Annotated in this window: 19 protein-coding genes and 1 pseudogene; 17 read left to right on the top strand and 3 right to left on the bottom strand. The window is 41.4% G+C overall.

From position 1 onward, the window contains the following. The first annotated feature begins 310 nt into the window (after positions 1-310). Complete coding sequence (gene rocF, locus BLR82_RS17845; protein WP_425440911.1) at positions 311-1,216, top strand: arginase; 906 nt, start codon at positions 311-313, stop codon at positions 1,214-1,216. 53 nt (positions 1,217-1,269) lie between these two features. Here rocF and BLR82_RS17840 read toward each other — a convergent pair whose 3' ends face one another. Further along, positions 1,270-1,419 (bottom strand): aspartyl-phosphate phosphatase Spo0E family protein, encoded by a 150-nt coding sequence (locus BLR82_RS17840; RefSeq protein WP_074600798.1) that lies wholly within the window; start codon positions 1,417-1,419, stop codon positions 1,270-1,272. Positions 1,420-1,617: 198 nt separating this feature from the next. On the opposite strand from BLR82_RS17840, the gene sigW reads away from it, so the two are divergent. The 6 genes from sigW to glmS all read left to right on the top strand — a co-directional run bounded on the left by sigW (position 1,618) and on the right by glmS (position 8,859). Continuing rightward, positions 1,618-2,181, top strand: coding sequence for an RNA polymerase sigma factor SigW (gene sigW, locus BLR82_RS17835; RefSeq protein WP_074600797.1), 564 nt, complete (start codon positions 1,618-1,620; stop codon positions 2,179-2,181). A gap of 16 nt (positions 2,182-2,197) precedes the next feature. Continuing rightward, positions 2,198-2,809, top strand: coding sequence for an anti-sigma factor family protein (locus BLR82_RS17830; RefSeq protein WP_074600796.1), 612 nt, complete (start codon positions 2,198-2,200; stop codon positions 2,807-2,809). A 239-nt stretch (positions 2,810-3,048) separates the two neighbouring features. Then, positions 3,049-3,876, top strand: a complete 828-nt coding sequence (gene cdaA, locus BLR82_RS17825) for a diadenylate cyclase CdaA (protein ID WP_074600795.1) — start codon at positions 3,049-3,051, stop codon at positions 3,874-3,876. Continuing rightward, positions 3,869-5,107 (top strand): CdaR family protein, encoded by a 1,239-nt coding sequence (locus BLR82_RS17820; protein WP_074600794.1) that lies wholly within the window; start codon positions 3,869-3,871, stop codon positions 5,105-5,107. The genes cdaA and BLR82_RS17820 overlap by 8 nt, the downstream gene beginning before the upstream one ends. Positions 5,108-5,141: 34 nt before the next feature. Further along, the gene (gene glmM / locus BLR82_RS17815) at positions 5,142-6,491 is read left to right on the top strand and encodes a phosphoglucosamine mutase (RefSeq protein WP_074600793.1); all 1,350 of its coding nucleotides are present in this window, start codon (positions 5,142-5,144) and stop codon (positions 6,489-6,491) included. A gap of 562 nt (positions 6,492-7,053) precedes the next feature. Continuing rightward, positions 7,054-8,859, top strand: coding sequence for a glutamine--fructose-6-phosphate transaminase (isomerizing) (gene glmS / locus BLR82_RS17810; protein WP_074600792.1), 1,806 nt, complete (start codon positions 7,054-7,056; stop codon positions 8,857-8,859). A 630-nt stretch (positions 8,860-9,489) separates the two neighbouring features. On the opposite strand, the gene BLR82_RS17805 is transcribed toward glmS, so the two are convergent. Continuing rightward, positions 9,490-9,882: a MerR family transcriptional regulator gene (locus BLR82_RS17805; protein WP_074600791.1), complete on the bottom strand. Its 393-nt coding sequence runs from the start codon at positions 9,880-9,882 to the stop codon at positions 9,490-9,492. Between the two features lie 291 nt (positions 9,883-10,173). Between BLR82_RS17805 and BLR82_RS17800 the strand changes: the two genes are divergently transcribed. Next, the gene (locus BLR82_RS17800; RefSeq protein ID WP_074600790.1) at positions 10,174-10,899 is read left to right on the top strand and encodes an SDR family oxidoreductase; all 726 of its coding nucleotides are present in this window, start codon (positions 10,174-10,176) and stop codon (positions 10,897-10,899) included. 705 nt (positions 10,900-11,604) lie between these two features. After that, positions 11,605-12,084, top strand: coding sequence for a carboxymuconolactone decarboxylase family protein (locus BLR82_RS17795; protein ID WP_074600789.1), 480 nt, complete (start codon positions 11,605-11,607; stop codon positions 12,082-12,084). Between the two features lie 251 nt (positions 12,085-12,335). On the opposite strand, the gene sigJ is transcribed toward BLR82_RS17795, so the two are convergent. Further along, positions 12,336-13,199, bottom strand: a complete 864-nt coding sequence (sigJ, locus tag BLR82_RS17790) for an RNA polymerase sigma factor SigJ (protein WP_074600788.1) — start codon at positions 13,197-13,199, stop codon at positions 12,336-12,338. An 842-nt stretch (positions 13,200-14,041) separates the two neighbouring features. Between sigJ and BLR82_RS17775 the strand changes: the two genes are divergently transcribed. The 8 genes and pseudogenes from BLR82_RS17775 (at position 14,042) to BLR82_RS17745 (ending at position 21,160) form a co-directional block, all read left to right on the top strand. Further along, a complete protein-coding gene (locus tag BLR82_RS17775; RefSeq protein WP_083334928.1) occupies positions 14,042-14,692 on the top strand; it encodes a TetR/AcrR family transcriptional regulator in 651 nt (216 codons plus the stop codon). Positions 14,693-15,490: 798 nt separating this feature from the next. Then, on the top strand, positions 15,491-16,006 hold the full coding sequence (locus tag BLR82_RS17770; RefSeq protein ID WP_074600785.1) for a hypothetical protein: 516 nt from the start codon (positions 15,491-15,493) through the stop codon (positions 16,004-16,006). 102 nt (positions 16,007-16,108) lie between these two features. Further along, positions 16,109-16,750, top strand: coding sequence for a peroxiredoxin-like family protein (locus tag BLR82_RS17765; RefSeq protein ID WP_074600784.1), 642 nt, complete (start codon positions 16,109-16,111; stop codon positions 16,748-16,750). A gap of 652 nt (positions 16,751-17,402) precedes the next feature. Beyond that, positions 17,403-17,708 (top strand): hypothetical protein, encoded by a 306-nt coding sequence (locus tag BLR82_RS17760; protein WP_083334927.1) that lies wholly within the window; start codon positions 17,403-17,405, stop codon positions 17,706-17,708. Between the two features lie 283 nt (positions 17,709-17,991). Beyond that, positions 17,992-18,156, top strand: a pseudogene (locus BLR82_RS21520) (TetR/AcrR family transcriptional regulator); the annotation flags it as partial. 39 nt (positions 18,157-18,195) lie between these two features. Continuing rightward, positions 18,196-18,612: a hypothetical protein gene (locus BLR82_RS17755; RefSeq protein WP_245693876.1), complete on the top strand. Its 417-nt coding sequence runs from the start codon at positions 18,196-18,198 to the stop codon at positions 18,610-18,612. A gap of 28 nt (positions 18,613-18,640) precedes the next feature. Continuing rightward, entirely contained in the window at positions 18,641-19,522 is an 882-nt protein-coding gene (locus BLR82_RS17750) for an ABC transporter ATP-binding protein (protein WP_074600782.1), read from the top strand. 24 nt (positions 19,523-19,546) lie between these two features. Further along, positions 19,547-21,160: an ABC transporter permease gene (locus tag BLR82_RS17745; protein WP_074600781.1), complete on the top strand. Its 1,614-nt coding sequence runs from the start codon at positions 19,547-19,549 to the stop codon at positions 21,158-21,160. Positions 21,161-21,617: the final 457 nt, after the last annotated feature.

Raw genomic sequence — 21,617 nt, 5'->3', positions numbered from 1 at the left:
TTGGTTAAAATCTTGCTTGTCCGGCTCCGGAGCCTGCTCAGCTTAAAGTCTTAAGCCAGTCCCCTGGTGGTAGTTGTGTGTGTCGCTTTGAGATTTGTCTTGAGGCTTCAGAGGTGAACAAGGTACTCTTGTATGCAAGGGTCTTCCCCTCGAACCACCATTCGTATATATATACAGTTTTATGTCCAGTTGAGTCATTCCTGTATCTTTGACTAAAATGAAGTTAGGAAGGAACAAACTTCAGAGATGATAAATAATGAAAGCGTATCCTTGAAGTTTTGCAGGAGAATTAATTGGAGGAGGAAATATTGTGAATAATAAGAGGGTATCGATTATAGGGGTTCCTATGGATTTAGGCCAGAACAGACGGGGAGTCGATATGGGTCCGAGCGCAATTCGTTATGCCGGAGTGTTGGAAACCCTGGAGGCACTGAATTTTCAAATCGAGGACTTGGGAGATATTAAAATTTCTCGTCCGAGTCGGGGGGCGGAACAGCTGCAAGACAACTTGCGCAATTTAAGCCAAGTTGCGGAGGGAAATGAGTTGCTTGCAAAACAGGTAGATGAAACGATAACTGCGGGAAGATTTCCGCTTGTCTTAGGGGGCGATCATAGCATCGCTATCGGAAGCCTTGCAGGTATAGCAAAGCATTACGAAAACCTTGGAGTAATCTGGTATGATGCTCATGGAGATCTAAACACAGCGGACACTTCGCCCTCCGGTAACATACACGGAATGCCGTTGGCGGTTAACCTTGGACTGGGTCACGAGCGTCTTACCAATATATTAGGATATCAGCCAAAAATAAAACCGGAGAACATTGTCATTATCGGTGCGCGCTCATTGGATGAAGGCGAAAAAGAGCTTATCAGGGAAAAGGGCATCAAGGTATATACAATGCATGAGGTGGATCGGATCGGAATGTCTGCAGTAATATCGGAAGTCATCGATTATTTGAAGGAACGTACCGACGGCGTGCATCTCAGTCTTGATTTAGATGGACTCGATCCGGGTGATGCGCCAGGTGTGGGCACTCCGGTGATCGGAGGCTTGAGTTATCGGGAAAGCCATTTGGCTATGGAGATGCTGGCAGAAACAGACATGATCACTTCTGCGGAGTTTGTGGAAGTAAATCCCATATTAGACGAAAAAAATAAAACAGCTGTAATAGCTGTAGGATTAATGGGTTCCTTATTTGGAGAAAAATTAAAGTAGTATTAGTGTTGTGGCCCTTGCTGAAAAGCGGGGGTTTTTTTATTTGTAATTGGTCAAGCTTTATCGTATTCATTCAGCCAGTAATCGAGTCTGGTGCTTGCGGAGACGACTGCATCTGAGGTAAGCTCTTTTTTTCGGGATAATTCAAGCATTTCCTTGCGGCAAGCTTCGATTTTTTCCAACAAATACAATTTAATATCCATACCTTCCTCCTAAACTGATATAATATAGATGTTAATATTTACCCGGTTTAATAGACCTATAAACATATTTTTTCATTAATCGGAGGAACGGAAAAATTCCTGCTCTGTTTGTACAAAAAAAGGGCAAAAAAACTGAAACCTCAAATGATCGTCACTCGTATAGGATAGTGACCGCAAATGCAGCGGAGGTATTTTTAAATGGATATGATGATAAAGCAAAAAATAAAGCAAGTGAAAAAAGGAGACCAATCGGCATTTGAGGACGTTGTTTCCTTTTATCAAAATAAAGTATACCAAATATGTTACCGGATGTTGGGTAATAGCCATGAAGCAGAAGATATTGCACAAGAAGCTTTTATTCGCGCCTATGTGAATATCCATACTTTTGATGAGCGACGTAAATTTTCTACATGGTTGTATCGTATAGCAACCAACTTGTCCATTGACAGGATCCGTAAGAAAAAACCTGATTACTTCCTGGATGCAGAAGTAAAAGGTACCGATGGATTGGATATGTATTCGCAATTGCCCGCAGAACAAGCATTACCCGAGGAAGAAGTGGAAAGTCTGGAACTCCAGAGTTACATTCAACAGGAAATCATGGCACTTCCACCTAAATACCGGGGAGTGATTGCCTTGAGATATCTCGAAGAATTGTCTTTACAAGAGATTAGTGAGATATTGGATATTCCGATGGGAACAGTGAAAACACGGATTCATCGAGGCAGAGAAGCCCTGAGGAAACGGCTTCGCCACGTGTAAAGGAGTGTGAATACAAATGAGCTGCGATAAAGAAATTGTTAACCTCATGCACATATATCTGGATGGAAACCTATCGAAGGAACAAGAAAATAAGTTACGCAACCACTTGCAGTCCTGTGAAGCGTGCCAGAAGCATTTTCATGAGTTGAAAAGAACGGTTACGATGTTGAAGAGCAGCAGTGAAATCCAGGCACCTTCCGATTTCACAGCAAACGTAATGAACAGTCTTCCAAAAGAAAAAAGACGCGTTGGCTTTATGCGCTGGTTCAAAGCCCACCCGATTATAACCGCCGCCGCGATTTTCTTCATATTTATGTTTAGCGGAATTTTCTCCGCTTGGAATCAAGATGGTCAATTGTCCGTTTCGAAGCAAAAGAACTTAATTATCCAGGATGATACCGTCATTGTTCCAGAAGATGTGGTGGTCGACGGGGACTTGGTTGTCAAAAACGGGGACGTGAAGATAGAAGGAGAAGTAAATGGAGATGTGGTCATCATCAATGGGGACCACCTAATGGCCTCAGCCGGTCAAGTTAGTGGTGACTTAAAAGAAGTGAACCAATTGTTTGACTGGATTTGGTATCATATCAAAGATGTAACCAAAAGTGTATTTTCGTTGAAAGAATAATGGGGACATGAACAAAACCTTTGCCTTTCTTGTAGGGCAAAGGTTTTATATTGTTCGAAACAAGGAAGTATATACATTTAAGCGTAATTATTGAATAATGTTAATATATGATATAATAAAATAGCTTGTCCGGAGGGATGGTACTTGAGAATTCCCTTGCCAGGGATTAAAATGCAAGTACATAGCGTTATCAATCAACAGATAGGAAGAAGATTTCATGCATAGAAGGACGTGGAAACATGTTTGATGAGGGGATCAACGTACTTGGAATACTTAGAATCGGAATAGACATTGCCCTTGTCTGGTATGTTTTATATAAATTGATCATGTTAATCAGAGGCACGAAGGCTATTCAACTGTTAAAGGGTATTTTTGTCGTGCTTGGAATTTGGTTTTTGAGCAGTGAGAGTGTACTTAACTTGAGAACCGTCAACTGGTTGATGTGGCAGGCAATCACTTGGGGCTTTCTGGGGATTATTATCCTATTTCAGCCAGAGCTCAGACGTGCTTTGGAACAATTGGGCCGAGGAAGCTTTTTTTCTCGGAACACAACTTCCGAAGAAGAATTATTAAACCGAAACGTTGAAGCTATCGTAAAGTCCTGCAATTATATGGCGAAACGAAGAATCGGTGCTTTGATTACCATTGAAAGGGAAACACCGATGGGTGACTATGTCGAAACCGGAATTCCGATTAATGGAAGATTGACGAATGAGCTGTTGACCAACATATTTATACCCAACACCCCACTACACGATGGGGCAGTTATTTTGAAAAATGAACAAATCATCGCTGCTGCTTGTTATTTGCCGTTATCGGAAAACCCATTTATCTCAAAGGAGTTGGGAACGAGGCACAGAGCTGCGATGGGCATCAGTGAAGTGACTGACGCATTGACCGTGGTAGTATCAGAAGAAACTGGACAAATCTCTTGTACGAAAAACGGAGAATTGCACAGGGATCTGGACCAGGAAAAACTAATCGAAATGCTGAAACAAGAGCTGGATATTACTGCTAAGTCCCCTATGGCAAAAAGCTGGAACTGGAGGGGGAAAAAGAATGGATAATTGGTTGAAAAGTCCTTGGGTTATCCGGGGTCTATCATTGGCGATGGCGATACTGCTCTTCACGGCAGTAAGGCTGGACGATAATATTGCTCCGCCAGATGACTCGAAAACCTTCATTCCAAGCGGTTCTGAGCAAATAGAAACGATGAACAATGTGCCAGTCAACATTGAAATCGATGAAGAAAATTATGTGGTAAGCGGTGTGCCGGAGAATGTCAACATGAATATAGAAGGGCCGAATAGTTCTGTAACCCCTTTGGTAAGACAACGCTCATTTGAGGTGTTTGTTGACTTGCAGGGCCTTGAACCGGGGACTCATACTGTCGAGATCCAGTACTCAGGCATTCCTAGTGATATCAATGTCGAAATGGAGCCAAAAACTGCTGAAGTTACGATTGAAGAACGGGCTACAGAGTCGTTCCCTGTCGAGGTAGATTACATCAATCCGAGTCAATTAGCGGATGGATTTGAAATCGGTGATGCTTCTGCAGAACCGCAAACGGTGGAAGTAACCAGTTCGCAAAGCGAAGTAGACAAGGTTGCCGTTGTAAAAGCGTATGTGGACTTGAAGGATGTAGATAAACCAATTGATTCAAGAGAAGTGCCGGTGAAAGTTTATGACAGCCAAGGCAATGAGCTAAGTGTACGGGTGGAGCCGGAAACGGTTGAAGTATCTGTCGATATAAATAGCCCAAATAAAGAAGTTCCAGTAGAAACCGTGACTAAAGGAGAGCTGCCGGACGGTTATTCCATTAAATCGATGGAAGTGGAACCAAGCGATGTGAAGGTCTATGCTTCAGAGGAAAACCTGGCGAATATCGAGCAAATCGAGACCGAGGAAATCGATCTTTCCAAAATTACGGAAGCAACTACTATGGAAGTTAGCCTGGCACCATCCACGGATATGCGCCTGGTGGAGCCGGAACAGGTAAAAGTACAAATTGAATTGGAGCGTACAGAAACGTCTACCATAGAAAATGTTCCAATCGATGTCCATAATCTTCCGGAAGATGCGACGTTGAATTTTATTGAACCAGAAGAAGATGAAATGAATGTGACGGCGCTGGGAACAGAAGAAGAGCTCGATGGGATTACAGCCAGTGACTTTCAGTTATCGGTCGATGCCGGGAGTCTGGCCGCGGGGGAGCATAAGCTTCCAGTAAGTATAAGCGGCCCGGACGGAGTAGCGGTAGAACCAGAATTTGAAGAAATAACCGTCCAGATAGAATGATACTTTACGTGAAGGAATAAAGGAGAGGTGCATCATGGGAAAATATTTCGGAACAGATGGAGTAAGAGGGATAGCAAACAAAGAACTAACACCAGAACTTGCTTTTAAATTGGGCCGCTTTGGCGGCTATGTTCTGACAAAGGGAACGAGCAGGCCAAAGATTTTAATCGGCCGCGATACAAGAGTTTCCGGTAATATGCTGGAGAACGCACTGTCTGCCGGTCTTTTATCGATTGGTGCAGAGGTGATGCGCCTTGGCGTTATTTCAACTCCCGGCGTTGCCTTTTTAACAAAAGCACTCAGCGCGGAAGCGGGTGTGATGATTTCTGCATCCCATAATCCGGTAGAGGATAACGGCATCAAATTCTTCAGTCCTGATGGCTTTAAACTTTCAGACGAACAAGAGCAGGAAATCGAGTCACTGATGAATCGCGATGAAGACGATTTGCCGCGTCCTGTCGGGGGCGATATCGGTCAAGTCAATGATTATTTTGAAGGCGGTCAAAAGTATATTCAGTATTTGAAACAGTCAGTGGACAATGACTTTGACGGGCTTCATATAGCCTTGGATTGTGCCCACGGAGCTACTTCATCACTTGCTTCCCATTTGTTTGCCGATTTGGAAGCGGACATCTCTTCCATCGGTACGTCACCGGATGGATTGAATATAAACGACGGGGTCGGTTCTACTCACCCTGAAACGCTGCGTGATTTCGTATTGGAAAAACAAGCGGATATCGGGCTTGCCTTTGACGGCGACGGCGACCGCCTGATAGCAATCGATGAACTGGGCAACATTATCGATGGAGATCAGATTATGTATATATGCGGTAAGTATTTTAACGACAAAGGCTTGCTGCGTCACAACACGGTTGTATCGACAATAATGAGCAATATCGGTTTTTATAAAGCATTGGAAAAACACGGAATGAAAAGTGACAAAACAGCAGTCGGTGACCGATATGTCATGGAAGAAATGCGTAAAGGCGGCTACAACCTCGGCGGGGAGCAGTCCGGGCACATCATCTTCCTTGACTACAATACAACTGGCGACGGGATGCTGACTGCACTGCAGCTTGTCAACGTCTTGAAGGAAACGGGCAAGCCTTTATCCGAGCTTGCTTCGGAAATGGAAAAGTTCCCGCAGGTATTGAAAAACGTTAAAGTAGTCGATAAAAATGAGGCGTTGGTCAATTCCACCATTCAGGAAGCGATTGAAAAAGTGGAAGAAGAACTTGGCAGCAATGGACGGGTGTTGGTTCGCCCATCTGGTACCGAGCCGTTGGTGCGCGTCATGGTAGAGGCGCCGACCAAAGAAGATTGTGAAAAATACGTGGATCGTGTTGCGAATGTGATCGATGAACTGCTCGGTTTGCGGGAATAGATAATTTCTAAAGAAATGAATATGCATAAAACGGCACTTCTATTCCGTTTTATGCATATTTTATTATGTCCGGACAGAAAGAACTATTGCCAGTCTGATTTTTTTGCAGTAAAATAAAGTGTATTCTGCTTTTAAAGGTTTAACTGGCTAAATGACCGGTTAAACAGTTAGGGCATGGATGCTTCATTCAAAAAGGAAGGAGGATCGATGTAAAAGTTAATAAAAGCGCCTGGGCTATTTTCCGCACGGAGGAAAATAGTTGACGAGGAGGAGGTTTATCGAGCAGTTCGGCGGATGCCTCCCGGTTGCACACATCTCAACCGTCATGTTTTTGCTTCCGAAACCAAAGAGGCGACTCTTTGTACAAGGAGAAAAACAAGATGATACAACTAATCATTTTACGGGAAAGGGGCAAACGAAACGCCCCTGAAAATTATAGAGGAAACAGTCTTCCTGGCGGATTTTGCTGCTTTTTGCTGTGCGCAAAAATCGGCAATGTCTGAGGTGACTTTTTCTGCTGGTCGTTTGTTTGCCCCTTGCACTCAAGGAGGATAACAACGATATGTGTGGAATTGTAGGTTATATTGGAAACAACAATACAAAGGAAGTACTTTTAAACGGCTTGGAAAAACTGGAATACCGCGGGTACGATTCTGCGGGAATCGCTACATTGAATGACGATGGCATCAATTTGTTCAAGGTAAAAGGCCGGATAGCGGCTTTACGCTCGAAAGTGGAAACAGATGATAGCTTTGCTACCATGGGAATTGGTCATACCCGCTGGGCAACACATGGTGCTCCCAGTGAAGAAAATGCCCACCCGCATCAAAGCACCACGCAACGATTTACCATCGTCCACAATGGCGTAATTGAGAACTATAAAGATGTCCGCAATGAGTTTTTGGGCGATGTTACGCTTCATAGCGAGACAGATACAGAAATCATCGTTCAGTTGATTGAAAAACTTTATCAAGAGCTTGGCGATGTCGTCCAGGCTTTTCGCGAAGCGATCGCTTTGTTGAAAGGCTCGTATGCTGTTGCTTTAATCGATGCTGAAGATCAAGATACCATCTATGTTGCAAAAAATAAAAGCCCGTTATTGGTAGGGCTTGGCGATGGCTTTAATGTGGTGGCCAGTGACTCGATGGCAACGCTGCAAGTGACGGATCGTTATATGGAGCTGGAAGACAAAGAAATCATCATTGTATCGAGAGACAACGTAGAATTGCAAAAACTGGACGGTACTGTCGTAGAGCGGGAACCGTTCACGGTTGAAATCGACGCCACAGATATAGAAAAAGGGACATACCCTCATTTCATGTTAAAGGAAATCGATGAACAACCGTTTGTAATGCGAAAAATTATTCAGGAATACCAGGATGAAAACGATGAAATCAAACTGGATGAGCAGGTGCGTCAGGCAATGCTTGAGACCGACCGTGTCTATATCATTGCGGCAGGCACCAGCTTCCATGCGGGACTCGTAGGAAAACAGTTCTTGGAGAACATTGCTAATGTTCCAGTGGAAGTGCATATTGCCAGTGAATTTTCTTACAACATGCCGTTACTATCAGAAAAGCCTTTGTTTGTATTTATTTCTCAGAGCGGCGAAACAGCCGACAGCCGTTCTGTACTAGTGAAAATCAAAGAATTAGGACACCCGTCCCTAACGTTGACAAACGTGCCGGGTTCCACCCTTTCTCGTGAAGCAGACTATACCCTGCATTTACATGCAGGACCAGAAATCGCCGTTGCCTCAACCAAAGCTTATACAGCACAGATTGCGGTGCTAGCCATTTTGGCAGTGGATACAGCTAAAGCGAAAAGACTATCTTTCGACTTCAATCCACTTCAGGAATTGGCTATCGTGGCAAATGCGATGGAAGGTTTGACCGATCAAAAAGAAATAATTGAAGAAATAGCCAGAGACTTCTTTACAGAGACACGCAATGCGTTTTATATCGGCAGAGGACTTGATTACTTTGTCGTCCAGGAAGCATCCTTGAAACTGAAGGAAATTTCCTATATTCAGGCAGAAGGCTTCGCCGGTGGTGAGCTGAAGCATGGAACGATTGCGTTGATTGAAGATGGCACTCCAGTCATTGCGTTGGCGACTCAGGAAAGTGTCAATTTATCCATCCGCGGCAATGTCCAGGAGGTTGCGGCCCGCGGAGCGAAGACCTGCGTTATCAGCATGAAAGGTTTGGAACAGGAGGGCGACACCTTGGTTCTCCCTCATGTACATGAATTGCTGACACCACTGGTAAGTGTCGTTCCAATGCAGCTGCTTGCTTATTATGCTGCACTGCACCGTGACTGTGATGTTGATAAGCCGCGTAACTTGGCGAAGAGTGTGACAGTGGAGTAATAAAAACAGGCAAGTCCTTGCTGTTATCTCCCCGCTAAATTCTACTTCCCCAAGCTAAAAAGTCGGTACCTACTGTTAAATAGTTGGTACTTTAGAGGGAAGAACGTGAGGAAACAAGAAGGGGAAGACAGTCATTTTCAGTCAATCGTAAAATAAATACGAATCCAGGCTGGATCCAATACGGGTCCAGTCTTTTTCTTATGCTCAATATCTCTTCAATCCCTTGTCCAATAGGATTCAGGTGGTTTTTATATCGATTTCTTTCAGTTCTCTTTTCTCATGTTTTTTTCTTATTTCTGTTCTCGTTCAGGGAACATCTATTTAACATTGTCCAAATATTCGATACAAGCCAGAACGTGAAAAAGAGGGCGAAATCGGCGTTTTAGGGAAGAACTTAATAACATTGCCCTTAGGATTGAAAACAGGAGTAAAGTGTTGGGAGAGAAGGGATGAAGGGGGATTTGGAAAAATTCCAACTAATTAACAGGAAGATAAAAGATTGTGGTAACTTACCTTGTTACTATGAAAAAAAACACTATATTACCAATGGCGATTTGTGATCAAAAGACCAAAAAATATACCTAACCTCTTTTAGAGTAAAGGCAAAAAGGGAGTCATACCATCAACACTTCAATCATCGTGTCGTGGAGGGTTCTGTCTGTATCCTTTTTCTATAATTTCATACATGGCTACTTTATAACTTATAACTTCTAAGTGTTTGAGATCCTCATTAATCTTATTCTGCACCACTAATTTGTGCCGCATCATCATTTCCTTTCGTTGTGATATAGTATCATCTCCAATTTCGTATAAATCAAGATACTCCTTAATTTTGGAAATGGGCATTCCGGTTAATCTTAAAGTACGGATAAAATCTAGTGTCTCAATATTTTTTTCGTCATATACCCTATGTCCCATGGAATCACGAGAAATATTTTTTAGTATCCCTTCTTTTTCATAGTATCTAAGAGTATTCGCAGTTACATTTAGGTAATCTACGACATATTTCATTGAATATGGCATTTAATTTACCTCCTTTCAAGTTATAGTTACTATAACATTAACCCTATTAAAAGGGAAAGATAAACTTCAGTCATCTCTATTTAATAATACTATCTTATAAAAAAATTAAGTTTGACTTATTGTTAGAATAACAAAGTATACTAAGTAGAACTATTGATAGAAGAAATTAAAAACTGACTCAGAAGTCATAAAGCATTGATTCAAAGTGGCTTTATTTAAAGAAAGGAAGGTTAGATTCAAATATCAATAGTAGCATGTATTAAGTTCCCAGTGGATGAAGGAGGATTTATTGTGTCAAATATTCAAAACAAGGTCATTATCATTACGGGCGCAAGCAGTGGAATGGGAAAAGCAGCTGCAACTTTGTTGGCAGAGAGAGGTGCTAAGGTAGTTGTTGGCGCTAGAAGAAAACAACAACTTGATGAATTGGTCACCACTATTACTTCCAAGGGTGGTTCAGCAAGTTTTCAGGTAACGGATGTAACAAAACGTAGTGATGTTGAAAATTTGGTAAAACACGCTGTAAATACCTATGGAAAAGTTGATGTAATTATAAACAATGCCGGTGTTATGCCGATTTCCCCCCTTGACGACCTGCTCGTCGAGGATTGGGAAAAAATGATCGACGTCAACATTAAAGGCGTTTTGTATGGCATCGCAGCAGCACTGCCTGTATTCCGCAAGCAGGGTAGCGGGCATTTTATTAACATTGCTTCTACTGCAGGACATAAGACTGTACAAAACCAATCGGTCTATTCAGGTACGAAGTACGCTGTACGTGCCATCTCAGAGGGTTTGCGGCAAGAAGCTGGTGATAAGCTGCGGGTGACGATAATTTCACCAGGTATGACGCGGACGAGTGTCGTGGATTCTATGACAAATCCGGAGGTAAAAGCCCGGCTTAAGGACATTGCTATGCCTGCAGACGCAATCGCCCGATCGATTGCGTTTGCAATCGAACAACCGGCTGAGATTGACGTGAACGAGGTCATTGTCCGCCCCACTGCGCAGGGGTAAATATAAGTAAATCGAAAATCGACTGGTTGATCTTATAATACAATATCTGCGAATTGGTCAATTGAAATAGAAATTTACTTCAATTCTTCAGCAATCGGGCAGATTGTGGGAGATCAACGGCAAAAAATGATCAAACTTTTTTATAAAAATTGCACACCATCACAAGAAAAGAATCCATTTTGATCTATCTTTTTTCAAAATGGATTCTTTTTGTTTGCTGTAAAAAGAGAGTTTGAGCAACACTTTTAATCAAATTTTATTTCAAAGCTACAGCTGTTGTGTATCTGTAACTCCCGCTTACAACATGTAACTAAGTCTTATTCTACCAATCAGAATCGAGAATGTACCAACGGTATACCTTCTCGGTTCTTTTTCTTTGCCATTTTCTCCGCTTCTCCACTCCCCTTTTTGGTCATCCTTGTTCCTTATTATTTCTCGCCTTAAACCTTATCTCTATTGCGTAAAATTTAGTTACATTTTCAGAAAATTCAGTAACTCCACATTAGGTTGTTTGTCACAAAATAAGTCCTATTTTCGTTATATATTTGAACGCAATTATCAAAAGGAGGTGAAATTAAAGCTAATGGTATAAAAAGCGACAGTTATGGCAAATTTGAAAGCATAAGATTGGATATTAAACTGGTTCATTAAAAAATTTAGTTAGCGTTTATAGAATACTTATAAAAAAGGAGATGTACAACAATCATGACACAACGTATTAATTACATGCAACAATCACCGGAATTTTCCAAAAAGATGATGGAACTCAGTAATGCCGAGAAGGAGAGTTCAATTGAGGAGAAAATCCAACATCTTGTTCACATAAGAGCTTCACAAATGAATGGATGCGGTTTTTGCCTAGATATGCATATCAAACAGGCTAAGATCGATGGCGAGAGTGAGCTTCGCCTTTACCACATCTCAGTTTGGCGCGATTCAACGTTATTTAGTCCACGCGAACGTGCTGCACTAGCCTGGACTGAAGTGTTGACTAAGTTACCTGATCAAGGTGTTCCTGATGACATTTTTGATCGTGTTAGGGAGCAGTTGTCTGAAAAGGAAATTTCAGATCTAACCTTTTCCATCATGGCAATCAATGCTTGGAACCGCATTAACGTCGCTTTTAAAAATGTGCCGGGGTCTGCTGACACAGCGTTTGGGTTGACTAAAGCTGGCCTAAGCTAGGCAGCTGGAAAGCACAGTAAACGTGTGTCTCACCACGCGCTAATTTAGTGATGATTGGCTCAACCGTTATCAACACGTAGCTCAGCAGTCAAAACTATACTTTAATAGTGTCCGCAAAAAATTCCCTTAAGATGGTTTACTTTTTTAGTGTATCCATCTTAAGGGTCTCAAAATCAATTAGATTACGAATGCTATGAAATTATAATTTCCCTAATGAACTCTTATACTTGGTCATTTCTTTATTATCATTTTCAAATTCCTAGACGCTTCAGCTTGTCGGGGTTCCGAACTAAATATAAATTACGAATTAAATTTCCCTCCACATGAAGGATACATACCGTATGAATGCCTTCACTTGAACGGAATATAAGAGCGGGCTGTCCGTTAAATTGACTGATAGCAATTTGTGGAATTCCCTCTATCATGGATGACTTGAGTAAACCACCAAAAAGAAAACGTGCAACATGATCTCGTGTTTTGATTGGATAAACAGCTGCCGGAACTTTCCCTCCACCGTCTGTGACAAGTACAATTTTTGAATCAAGCATAGATATAATTTGGTTCGAATTCCCCTGTTTAAGTGCTGTCAGAAAATCACGAACTAACTCATGCTTTACTGCTTCAGCATGAATAGGCTCTTCAGGTGCAACATCCATCTTTGATCTTGCACGACTTAACAGTTTCCTGCAATTCACTTCGCTTTTTTCAATGAGAACGGCAATCTCTTTAAAATCAAAACCTAGTGCCTCACGAAGAACAAAAACAACACGTTCAGTTGGTGTCAGCCTTTCAAGCAGCACAAGCATCGCATATGACAATTGATCGTCAAGATCTACAGATTCCATTGTATCTGCATCCAAACTGCCAAGAGGTTCCGGTAACCATTCTCCAAAATATTGTTCCCTCTTTTTGAGTGCTGATTTTTGTATATCTCTACAACGATTCGTTACCATTTTACATAAGTACGCTTTAGGTTCAGTCAGCTTCTCCAGCGGTACATCATATAGCTTTAAAAAAACATCATGTACAACATCCTCTGCATCAGAAACCGAACCTAACAATTGGTAGGCAAGTTTAAATAACAAACCTTTATATTGATTATACAATTCCTGCATCATTTCACTTCCATTCTCTTTCTGTTTGCTAACTCGTAGCAGTGCTACAAATATAACGAGTAGATGTGTGATTTTGTGACTAAATCTGAAGTTGTTCATTTAATTTAACTATAAAATATCCTGCTTCATTTTATAATTTATGTCTTACAAAGAATTTATACCGGGACGGAGGGTCAGTCCTCGTATTCTGCTTGCTTCCTAAATTATGACTTTTAAGATTATCGGAAATCATTTACAGTACATCTATACAAGCTGGTTTTCAAATCAACTACCAAAAGTTATTCGAGAATATCCCCAGATTGTTAAAGTTATAAATACAGATTATCAGCATTATTTATTTATAAATTATTGGACTTTATTTAAAATGATCAATCTTTATTATAAAAAATCAAACTTTAATTAAAATCAACAACTAGCTTAATCGATATTGGAAGCTTTACGTTGGTGATGTCGTGTGTACTACCAATTATCCACCAAAACACTGGAATGACAATATAAACGAGTGGATAAAAGAAGCCAAGTAAGAACAAGTTTTTAAACTCATATAAGAATATCAAGTATTTAACCGAAAAAACAAAAAGCAATAAATAAGAGCGCAAAAATAATTCATAGTGTGGAAAAAGATACATTGACAAAACTACCTACCAAATGGTAGGTTATATGTAACAAATCCTTCTGCCACCTATATGACATTCTGGCTTGTGCACGTACCTCTGACCGTCGCTGCTGGCTGCAATGAGTCAGTCATGCCGAGACTACTGATGTGGTTGGGATTCGTAAGGCAAGTATCAAGGTGGTTGGTGATTTGTTGGCAACTTACAACTAGGAGGTAGAACAGAGGTATGGCAAATTCATCTACTACGTATGATGACATTCTGGCTTGTGCGCGTTCTCTGATCGTCAATGGCGGCTACAACGGTTTCAGTTATGCCGACGTCGCTGATGTGGTTGGGATTCGTAAGGCGAGTATCCATCACCATTTCCCAAGCAAGGTCGACTTGGTGAGAACGCTGGTTGCGCGGTATCGGGAAGAAGCTAAAGCGGGGATGGTGAATCTAGAACTTCAGGTATCCGAACCGGTCGAACAGCTTCGCCTCTACGTTGGTTATTGGGAAGCCTGCATCGCGGACGCAAGCGCTCCGTTTTGTGTCTGTGCATTGTTGGCAAGCCAGCTCCCCGTCCTGCCCGAGGAAGTAGGAGTAGAGGTCCAGGCGCATTTCCGCTACCTGTCGGAATGGTTGACGTCTGTGTTGGAGCGTGGCGCACGACAAGGGCAACTTCATCTGGTGAGTACCCCTGGTGACGAGGCAGAAACATTCATGGCGACGGTTCACGGTGCGATGCTTTCAGCGCGGGCTTATGGCGATCCGAAGATATTCGGCGCCGTGACAGGTCAACTCTTGGAACGACTCACTTCGTGCTTTCCTTGCGATGAAAACCGCGAGAGCGATGGTCGCAAGTTTTATGATCGAGATGAAGGGAGTTCAACATGACCTTCCTTGACGTAACCCGTCCGGAGTGCAGGTCGGGTTACGTTATGTGTAATTGAGAATAAACTCACCTTTTTACGCGGCTTTTACAGAGACCAGTCATGATGATACAACAATTCGCAACGGTCTTGCTTACTTTTGTCGTTCTGCGGGCGAAACGGCGGTTGTGATTCCCTATTCCATGATCATTAATTTGGATTATGAGGGCCAGCCATGCGGGTTGTTAAATCATGGCGTGTTGGATAATAGCTATTTCGTGCCGTAGTAAACCGCTGAAAACTCGATGGCCCTTGGTCACAGGGATTGCGAAACAGCCCCTGCTGACTTTCGATAAGCCAAACTTACATACATCAAGGACTTTACTCCCTATAGAATAAAACGAGTTTTCATAGCCGGTAAATAAAAATTAATAGGGACCGGTTCCATCGAGAGTGATTCAGTGTGGTGATGTTTATTCAGATTGCATGGGTACGATGTTAAGCATCGGGTTAAGCACCTTTTTAACCTACCTACTAGTAGATAGCGTATAACTGTAAACCAAAACGAATTTCGACCTTGCTGGCCAGACGCTCTATATTTTAAGCACATGATGGTTTTCGCTTTCCCATGTACGGAGCAATCTGCATTGGCAGGAATATTCTTCGTGCAGGTGCGAATGCCGCCTCTATCCATCAAAGTGGCTGACCTTAAGCCAAATTAAGCTATCACTGATTTGATCAGAAAGCACCAGCCGCTAATATCGGCTGGCGCGAGGACAGAACAAATAATACCCTTGTCCTTAAGGACTGGAAGGAGACAATTATGTTTGGAATTTCATCACTCGGCTGGGTGCATACGCTCAGCAGCTTACCCGCTATTCCGCTAGCTATATATATGTTTGCTCGCTACGGACGGATCGTACCTCGATCTAGGGCCGGTATTTTCTACTTTATTTCGATGTTGATTGGCGCTATCACAGTTTTCCCCATCGCACATCAGTCGGTCAGCTATGTCATTGGAACCGCAACGATCCTGTTGCTGCTTACCGGATACGGCCTCGCGCGTATTGCGAGCCTTGGGCGTGCGAGAAAGTACCTTGAAACAATCTCACTTAGTTTGACGGCGTTTCTGCTGATGGTGCCGACCGTTACCGAAACCCTTACCCGTGTTCCAGACGGCAATCCGATAGCAGCTGACGTGAAGTCGCCAATTCTTCTTGGCGCTCAAGCCACTCTATTCCTCATTCTCATCGTGGGCCTGACAGCACAAATCATTCATTTGCGCAGGCAAGGCAGAATGGCCGCAATCGTATCGCCAACCGAAATGACTGGCGAATGAAGCATCATTAATTGAGAAACAGCATGATAATTAACTAGCAAGTCCTTTTAATTTATAACAGGTTCTATTCAGAAAGTTCTAGTTAAAAAGGAGATGCAAAACATGTCATTAGCTCATGCTTTAGCGGAAGTTAAACAGGAATTTATTGCACATACCCCTTTGGAGATTCAAACAGAGATGTTTCGTCAGATTCGGGAGCAGCAGGAGTCTGATATTGTGTACGGCCGACAGGAGGGGCAGAAGGCAAAGGATTTTACTCTCCTGAATGCTTTGGGAGAAAAAGTTAATCTTTATGAGGAGTTGTCCAAAGGACCTGTAGTCCTGACTTTCTACCGGGGTGGATGGTGCCCGTTCTGTAATAGTCAGCTTAAGACCTATCAGAAGCTGTTACCGGACATCGAAGCCCTTGGGGGCAGGTTGATTGCGGTCAGCCCGCAAAGCCCGGACAACACGCTTTCTCAGCAGGAAAAGGAAGAGCTGACCTTCCAAGTACTTAGCGACACACACGGTCTTGTGGCAGCTTTCTATAACATTCTTTATGACGTTCCCGATTACATCCAGGACGTTATGAAACAAATTGGTATGGATTTGACGGAATACAACGCGACGAACCGCTGGATCTTACCGATTCCTTCTACCTTTATGATCGATGAGTCCGGTATTATACGCTCCGCTTACGTCAATCCGGACTTTATGCAGCGGTTGGATCCCGAAATTATTCTGCGTGAATTAAGAAAGCTGTAATGGTCGGTTGTCCTGACGGATTTACCCCTTTGGATATAATTATCCAAAGGGGTGTTTTTATGTCAAAAAGAACAAGAAAATCGAGAACGGTAAAGTGGATTAAAGAGAATAGGCTCTGGTATTGGAGCAACGTGAAAGATTCAAGCTGTTTCTTTAAAGGGTCGCTACACATGTTTTAAAGGAATAAAAACAAAAAGACAGCATGCGTTTTTAGAGTAAGGTAATTGGCGTTTAGTTAGTAAAAGAATTAATGAGAGCAACTGGCTGCTTTGGATTTGAAAGAAAGTGTCTTCCCAGCATAGGACTCAAAATACTTTTATAAAACATGTAGATGAAGAATGTTGTTAAGTAATTTAATTAGTCTAACAAGCCGGTAGTATGCTATTTGAATTGTTTTTCAAATTATTTTATTCCATTAGTCGGTGTGATTCTGGGCTCCTTTTTTCTAAATGAAAGTTTGTCTCTTAATATGATAATAGGGCTTTTAATCATTGTGTTCTCGATTTTGATTAGTCGTAAAGTGAAGAATTGGATAAACTTTGCATTTATTCCATCTCCCTTTCTTATTTTTCGGTTCGGGTAATAGGAATTGAAACTCTTTAAATGATTAAACGTATTTCTTAATAGATGCGACTTATGGGAGGGTTAAACTTTGAAAGCCATATTTTACTTGTTTGTCTTTGCTGTAATTGTTTTTGTAAACATTGGTGGATTTTTGCCGTTTCTAAAAGTTGATGAAGAAGATATAGGGAGAAATATAAAGTATCTAAAAAGACAACAATGGTTCCAAAATTACCTTAATGATGATAATTATAGGGAACTAATCATCCATAATAATGATGTCCGTCAAGTAATTGGGAAATTTAAAAGAAACAAACTTGATAAGCGAACTTATCAGGAAAAGTGTCAAGAAAAATTACACAAAGTTTTATTGGATAATTTAAATAATATCGCCTGAAAAATAAAATTGCAAAACAAGATCTTGAGAATTTTTACAATTAAAGTAAGGAGGGTTTAATACAACAAATAATCGGTACCTTGGCGGTTTTTTTGACTAAATCTCGTAATATAGGAGAGCCTTCATAATGGCAATGGACGGAGAAGGCGGGTTACTGGAGGATATCTGCGGATAGAAAATTTAACATCGACCAGTCTTGTATTCAATTGACCACTTTGGTCATTAGTGTTAAGATCAAAATTGACCGATTTGGTCAATGCGTGGATAAAAGGAGGATACAACTATTTACGCGAACTTTAATCAATTAAAATCAGAAAAACAAGAGCGAATTATTAACGCTGCAATAAAGGAATTTGTCCGAAACGGTTTTGAAAAAGCATCCACCAACGAAATTGTAAAAGAAGCAAATATTTCTAAAGGTTCCTTATTTAACTATTTTAATAGTAAGAAAGATCTTTATTTATTTTTACTTGATTACAGTATTCAAGTGATCGAACAACTTTATGAACAAATTGATCTGAATGAAACGGACCTTTTTAAAAGAATTGAAAATATAGGATTACAGAAGTTGTGTATCCATCAAAAGTATCCTCATGTATTTGATTTCCTGGCATCTTCCACTCAAGAAGAATCAGATGAAGTAAAGGATATTTTAAGGCAACAGATTGAGCGAATCTATGAGCAAGGCTTTGAAAAAATATATGATGGTATTGATTATTCCAAATTCCGTGAAGGGGTTGATATCGATAAGGCGATAGAAATCTTAACTTGGACAATGTCCGGATTCGGAGAAAAAGGTCTCCAACAAATAGACAGCTTTGAAGATATAGGAGAATTTGGAGAGCAATTTCTTAAAGAGTGGAAGAGTTATTCTGAAATTCTGAGGCATAGTTTTTACAAATGATAAAAAATAAAAAAGGAGTGTCGGCGTTATGACGGAAGTTGTTAAAGTGCACGGCTTACAAAAAAAATTCGGTAAATTTCAAGCACTAAAAGATGTAACGTTTACGGTGGAGCCAGGTGAAGTCGTCGGTTTTATTGGCCCGAATGGGGCTGGTAAATCTACAACTATCCGGACTCTATTGGGAATTATAAAGCGAGATGCCGGCAATGTGGAAATATTCGGTAAAGACGTTTGGAAAGACAGCCTGGACATTCACAAACGAATTTCTTATGTTCCTGGGGATGTCTCCTTGTGGGGAAGTCTAACAGGTGGCGAGATTATTGATCTTTTTCTTAAATTGCATGGAGGCGGAGATAAACAAAAACGAGATTACTTGATTAAACGCTTTGAATTGGACCCTAAGAAAAAGGCCAAAGGATATTCGAAAGGAAATCGTCAAAAGGTCGGTTTGATTGCAGCATTGTCTGTTGATTCCGATTTATATATTTTTGATGAGCCAACTTCTGGACTTGACCCTTTGATGGAAGCAATTTTTCAAGAAGAAGTAGAAAAAATCAAAGAATCAGGTAAATCCATCCTGCTATCGTCTCATATTTTGAGTGAAGTGGAACGCTTGGCCGACAAGGTGGTCATCATCCGCCAAGGGGAAATTGTCGAAACTGGAACCCTTGATGATTTACGTCATTTGGCTCGTTCTACTGTAACTTTAGAAACAGAAGGCGATGTGGCGGAAATGAACAAGGTGAATGGAGTATTTGATTTCAAACAAACAGATAACCAAGCGACATTCTCTGCGGATAATCAATATCTCAACGAGATTTTAATGGAAGCAAGCAAATTAGGTGTCAAGAAATTTGAATCTGTACCGCCAACGCTTGAGGATTTGTTCATGCGCCATTATGAAGGCTAAGCGTTGAAAAGGAGGATGTACAAGATGAAGGAAAAATTTTCCCGCTGGGATATCCTGTTTGTTCAGTATCTAAAACGAGATTGGAAAAAAATAATTGTTTGGGTTTTAGGCCTTGGCTTGTTTTCAGCTGCTTATGTTCCAGCTTTTGAAGAAATAACCAAAGGGCAAGGCTTGCTGGGAATGTATGAAACCTTGCAAAATCCTGCTATGATATCCATGGTCGGTCCTACGCCAATCGAAACGGCAGCTGATTATACGTTAGGTGCGATGTATGCGCAGGAAATGGTGCTGTTCTGTGGTTTGTTTGCGATGATTATAGCTGTTTTACACGTGATAAGCCATACGCGTAAAGAGGAAGATCTTGGCCTCACTGAACTTGTGCGCTCATTTCAAATAGGACGACAAGCAAACTCTCTTGCTGTCATTTCAGAGACAGTTATCATTAACGTCTTATTAACACTCTTTATTTGGGGAGTAATGATGAGTTTCGGTGCTGATACGATTTCTGCCGAAGGTTCCTTTTTATTTGGTGCATCGGTTGGAATGGCTGGGGTGATCGGTGCTGGAATTGCGCTGGTTATGGCGCAAATCATGTCAACTTCATCAGCTGCAACAGGTTCAGCACTTGGAATTATCGGACTGCTTTATATTGTCCGGGCGGGGACAGATGTCTCCAATGTCGGCTTATCCATGATTAATCCATTGGGTTGGACGTATTTAACGTATCCTTTTACTGAAAATAACTGGTCCCTTCTTATCTGTGCCTTGATTTTCAGTATCATCGTGGTGACGATTGCTTTTGCCCTTGAGGGAGCCCGCGATATGGGGGCTGGCTATCTTCCGGAAAGAGAAGGTCGAGAAAGGGCAAAGAAGTCTTTATTGTCTGTTCGTGGCTTATTTATCAAGATTAACAAAGGTGTCATAATAGGTTGGATGATTGCTTTTGTTGTAATGGGTGCTGCTTATGGTTCGATTTATGGAGACATGCAGACCTTTCTTGAAAGTAACGAAATGATGAAACAAATGTTTACGCATTCAGGCGTTTCCATTGAAGAGTCATTCACAGGAACAATTATGATGGTCATGACTGGTTTGGTTTCCATTTTACCAATTGCCATTATCAACAAACTGTTCTCTGAAGAAAGCCGCTTGCACTTAAGTCAACTTTACGCTACAAAAGTGACCCGTGGCCAACTTTATTGGACCAGTATTGGTTTAGCGATTATCGCAGGTTTTGTAGGAATTTTATTAGCCGCAGGTGGGCTTGGCGGTATAGCTATCACAGCTATGGGGGATAGCTCGACAATGAATATATTTGATTTTCTTGCTGCTGGCTACAACTTCTTACCGTCGGTATTATTTTTAACAGGTCTTGCAACCTTGGCACTTGGCTGGGCACCCAGGCTTGGTAGAGTGGTTTATGTGTATCTTGGTTACTCCTTTCTACTGAACTACTTTGGCGGTATCTTAGATTTACCTGACTGGTTTTCCAAAACAGCCATTCAAAGCTGGATTCCCCGAATGCCGATGGAAGATTTTGATGCTCCAATTTTCATAGCAATAACGGTGATTAGCATCGCTTTGGTGATAATTGGTTACCTTGGTTATAGCAGAAGGGATATGATTGAAGGAGCTTAATTCAGTAGAATTGCACAGAGCAGATGGTGAACAGTAATAAAATGGCGTATGGAATGTTTTTTTAAAACGCTATTCTAAAGAGCCGCCAGTGTCTCACCGGTACTTTCTTCTTCCCTTTGCTAAACGTCTGGCTTTGCTGTTGAATAGCTGGGACATGAATGTGCGCAGTTAAACAAAGAGGCAAACTATATAAGTACGCAAATACAATTAATTAGTCATATCCAATCGTGATCCTGCCTCTTTGGGGCACTTCACTATTTGTTGGTATATCAGAGAAATCCTTTCGAAAAAATTATAGAATATAAAAAACAGGATAGATCAACCAGAACAGTTTCTGGATAATCTATCCTGTTTGTACTCTATGACCACACTTTTTTACAACAACATAACCTATATGACAGGAAGGCAGAAAATAATTTTAACCGAGAAAGAATGGTGTAATAATCTTTTAAGCTAT

Origin of the sequence: Sediminibacillus halophilus (assembly GCF_900103695.1) — a bacterium.
GTDB lineage: Bacteria > Bacillota > Bacilli > Bacillales > Amphibacillaceae > Sediminibacillus > Sediminibacillus halophilus.
Note: the sequence above shows the minus strand (reverse complement) of the source record. Positions and strands in the feature narration are given on the sequence as shown.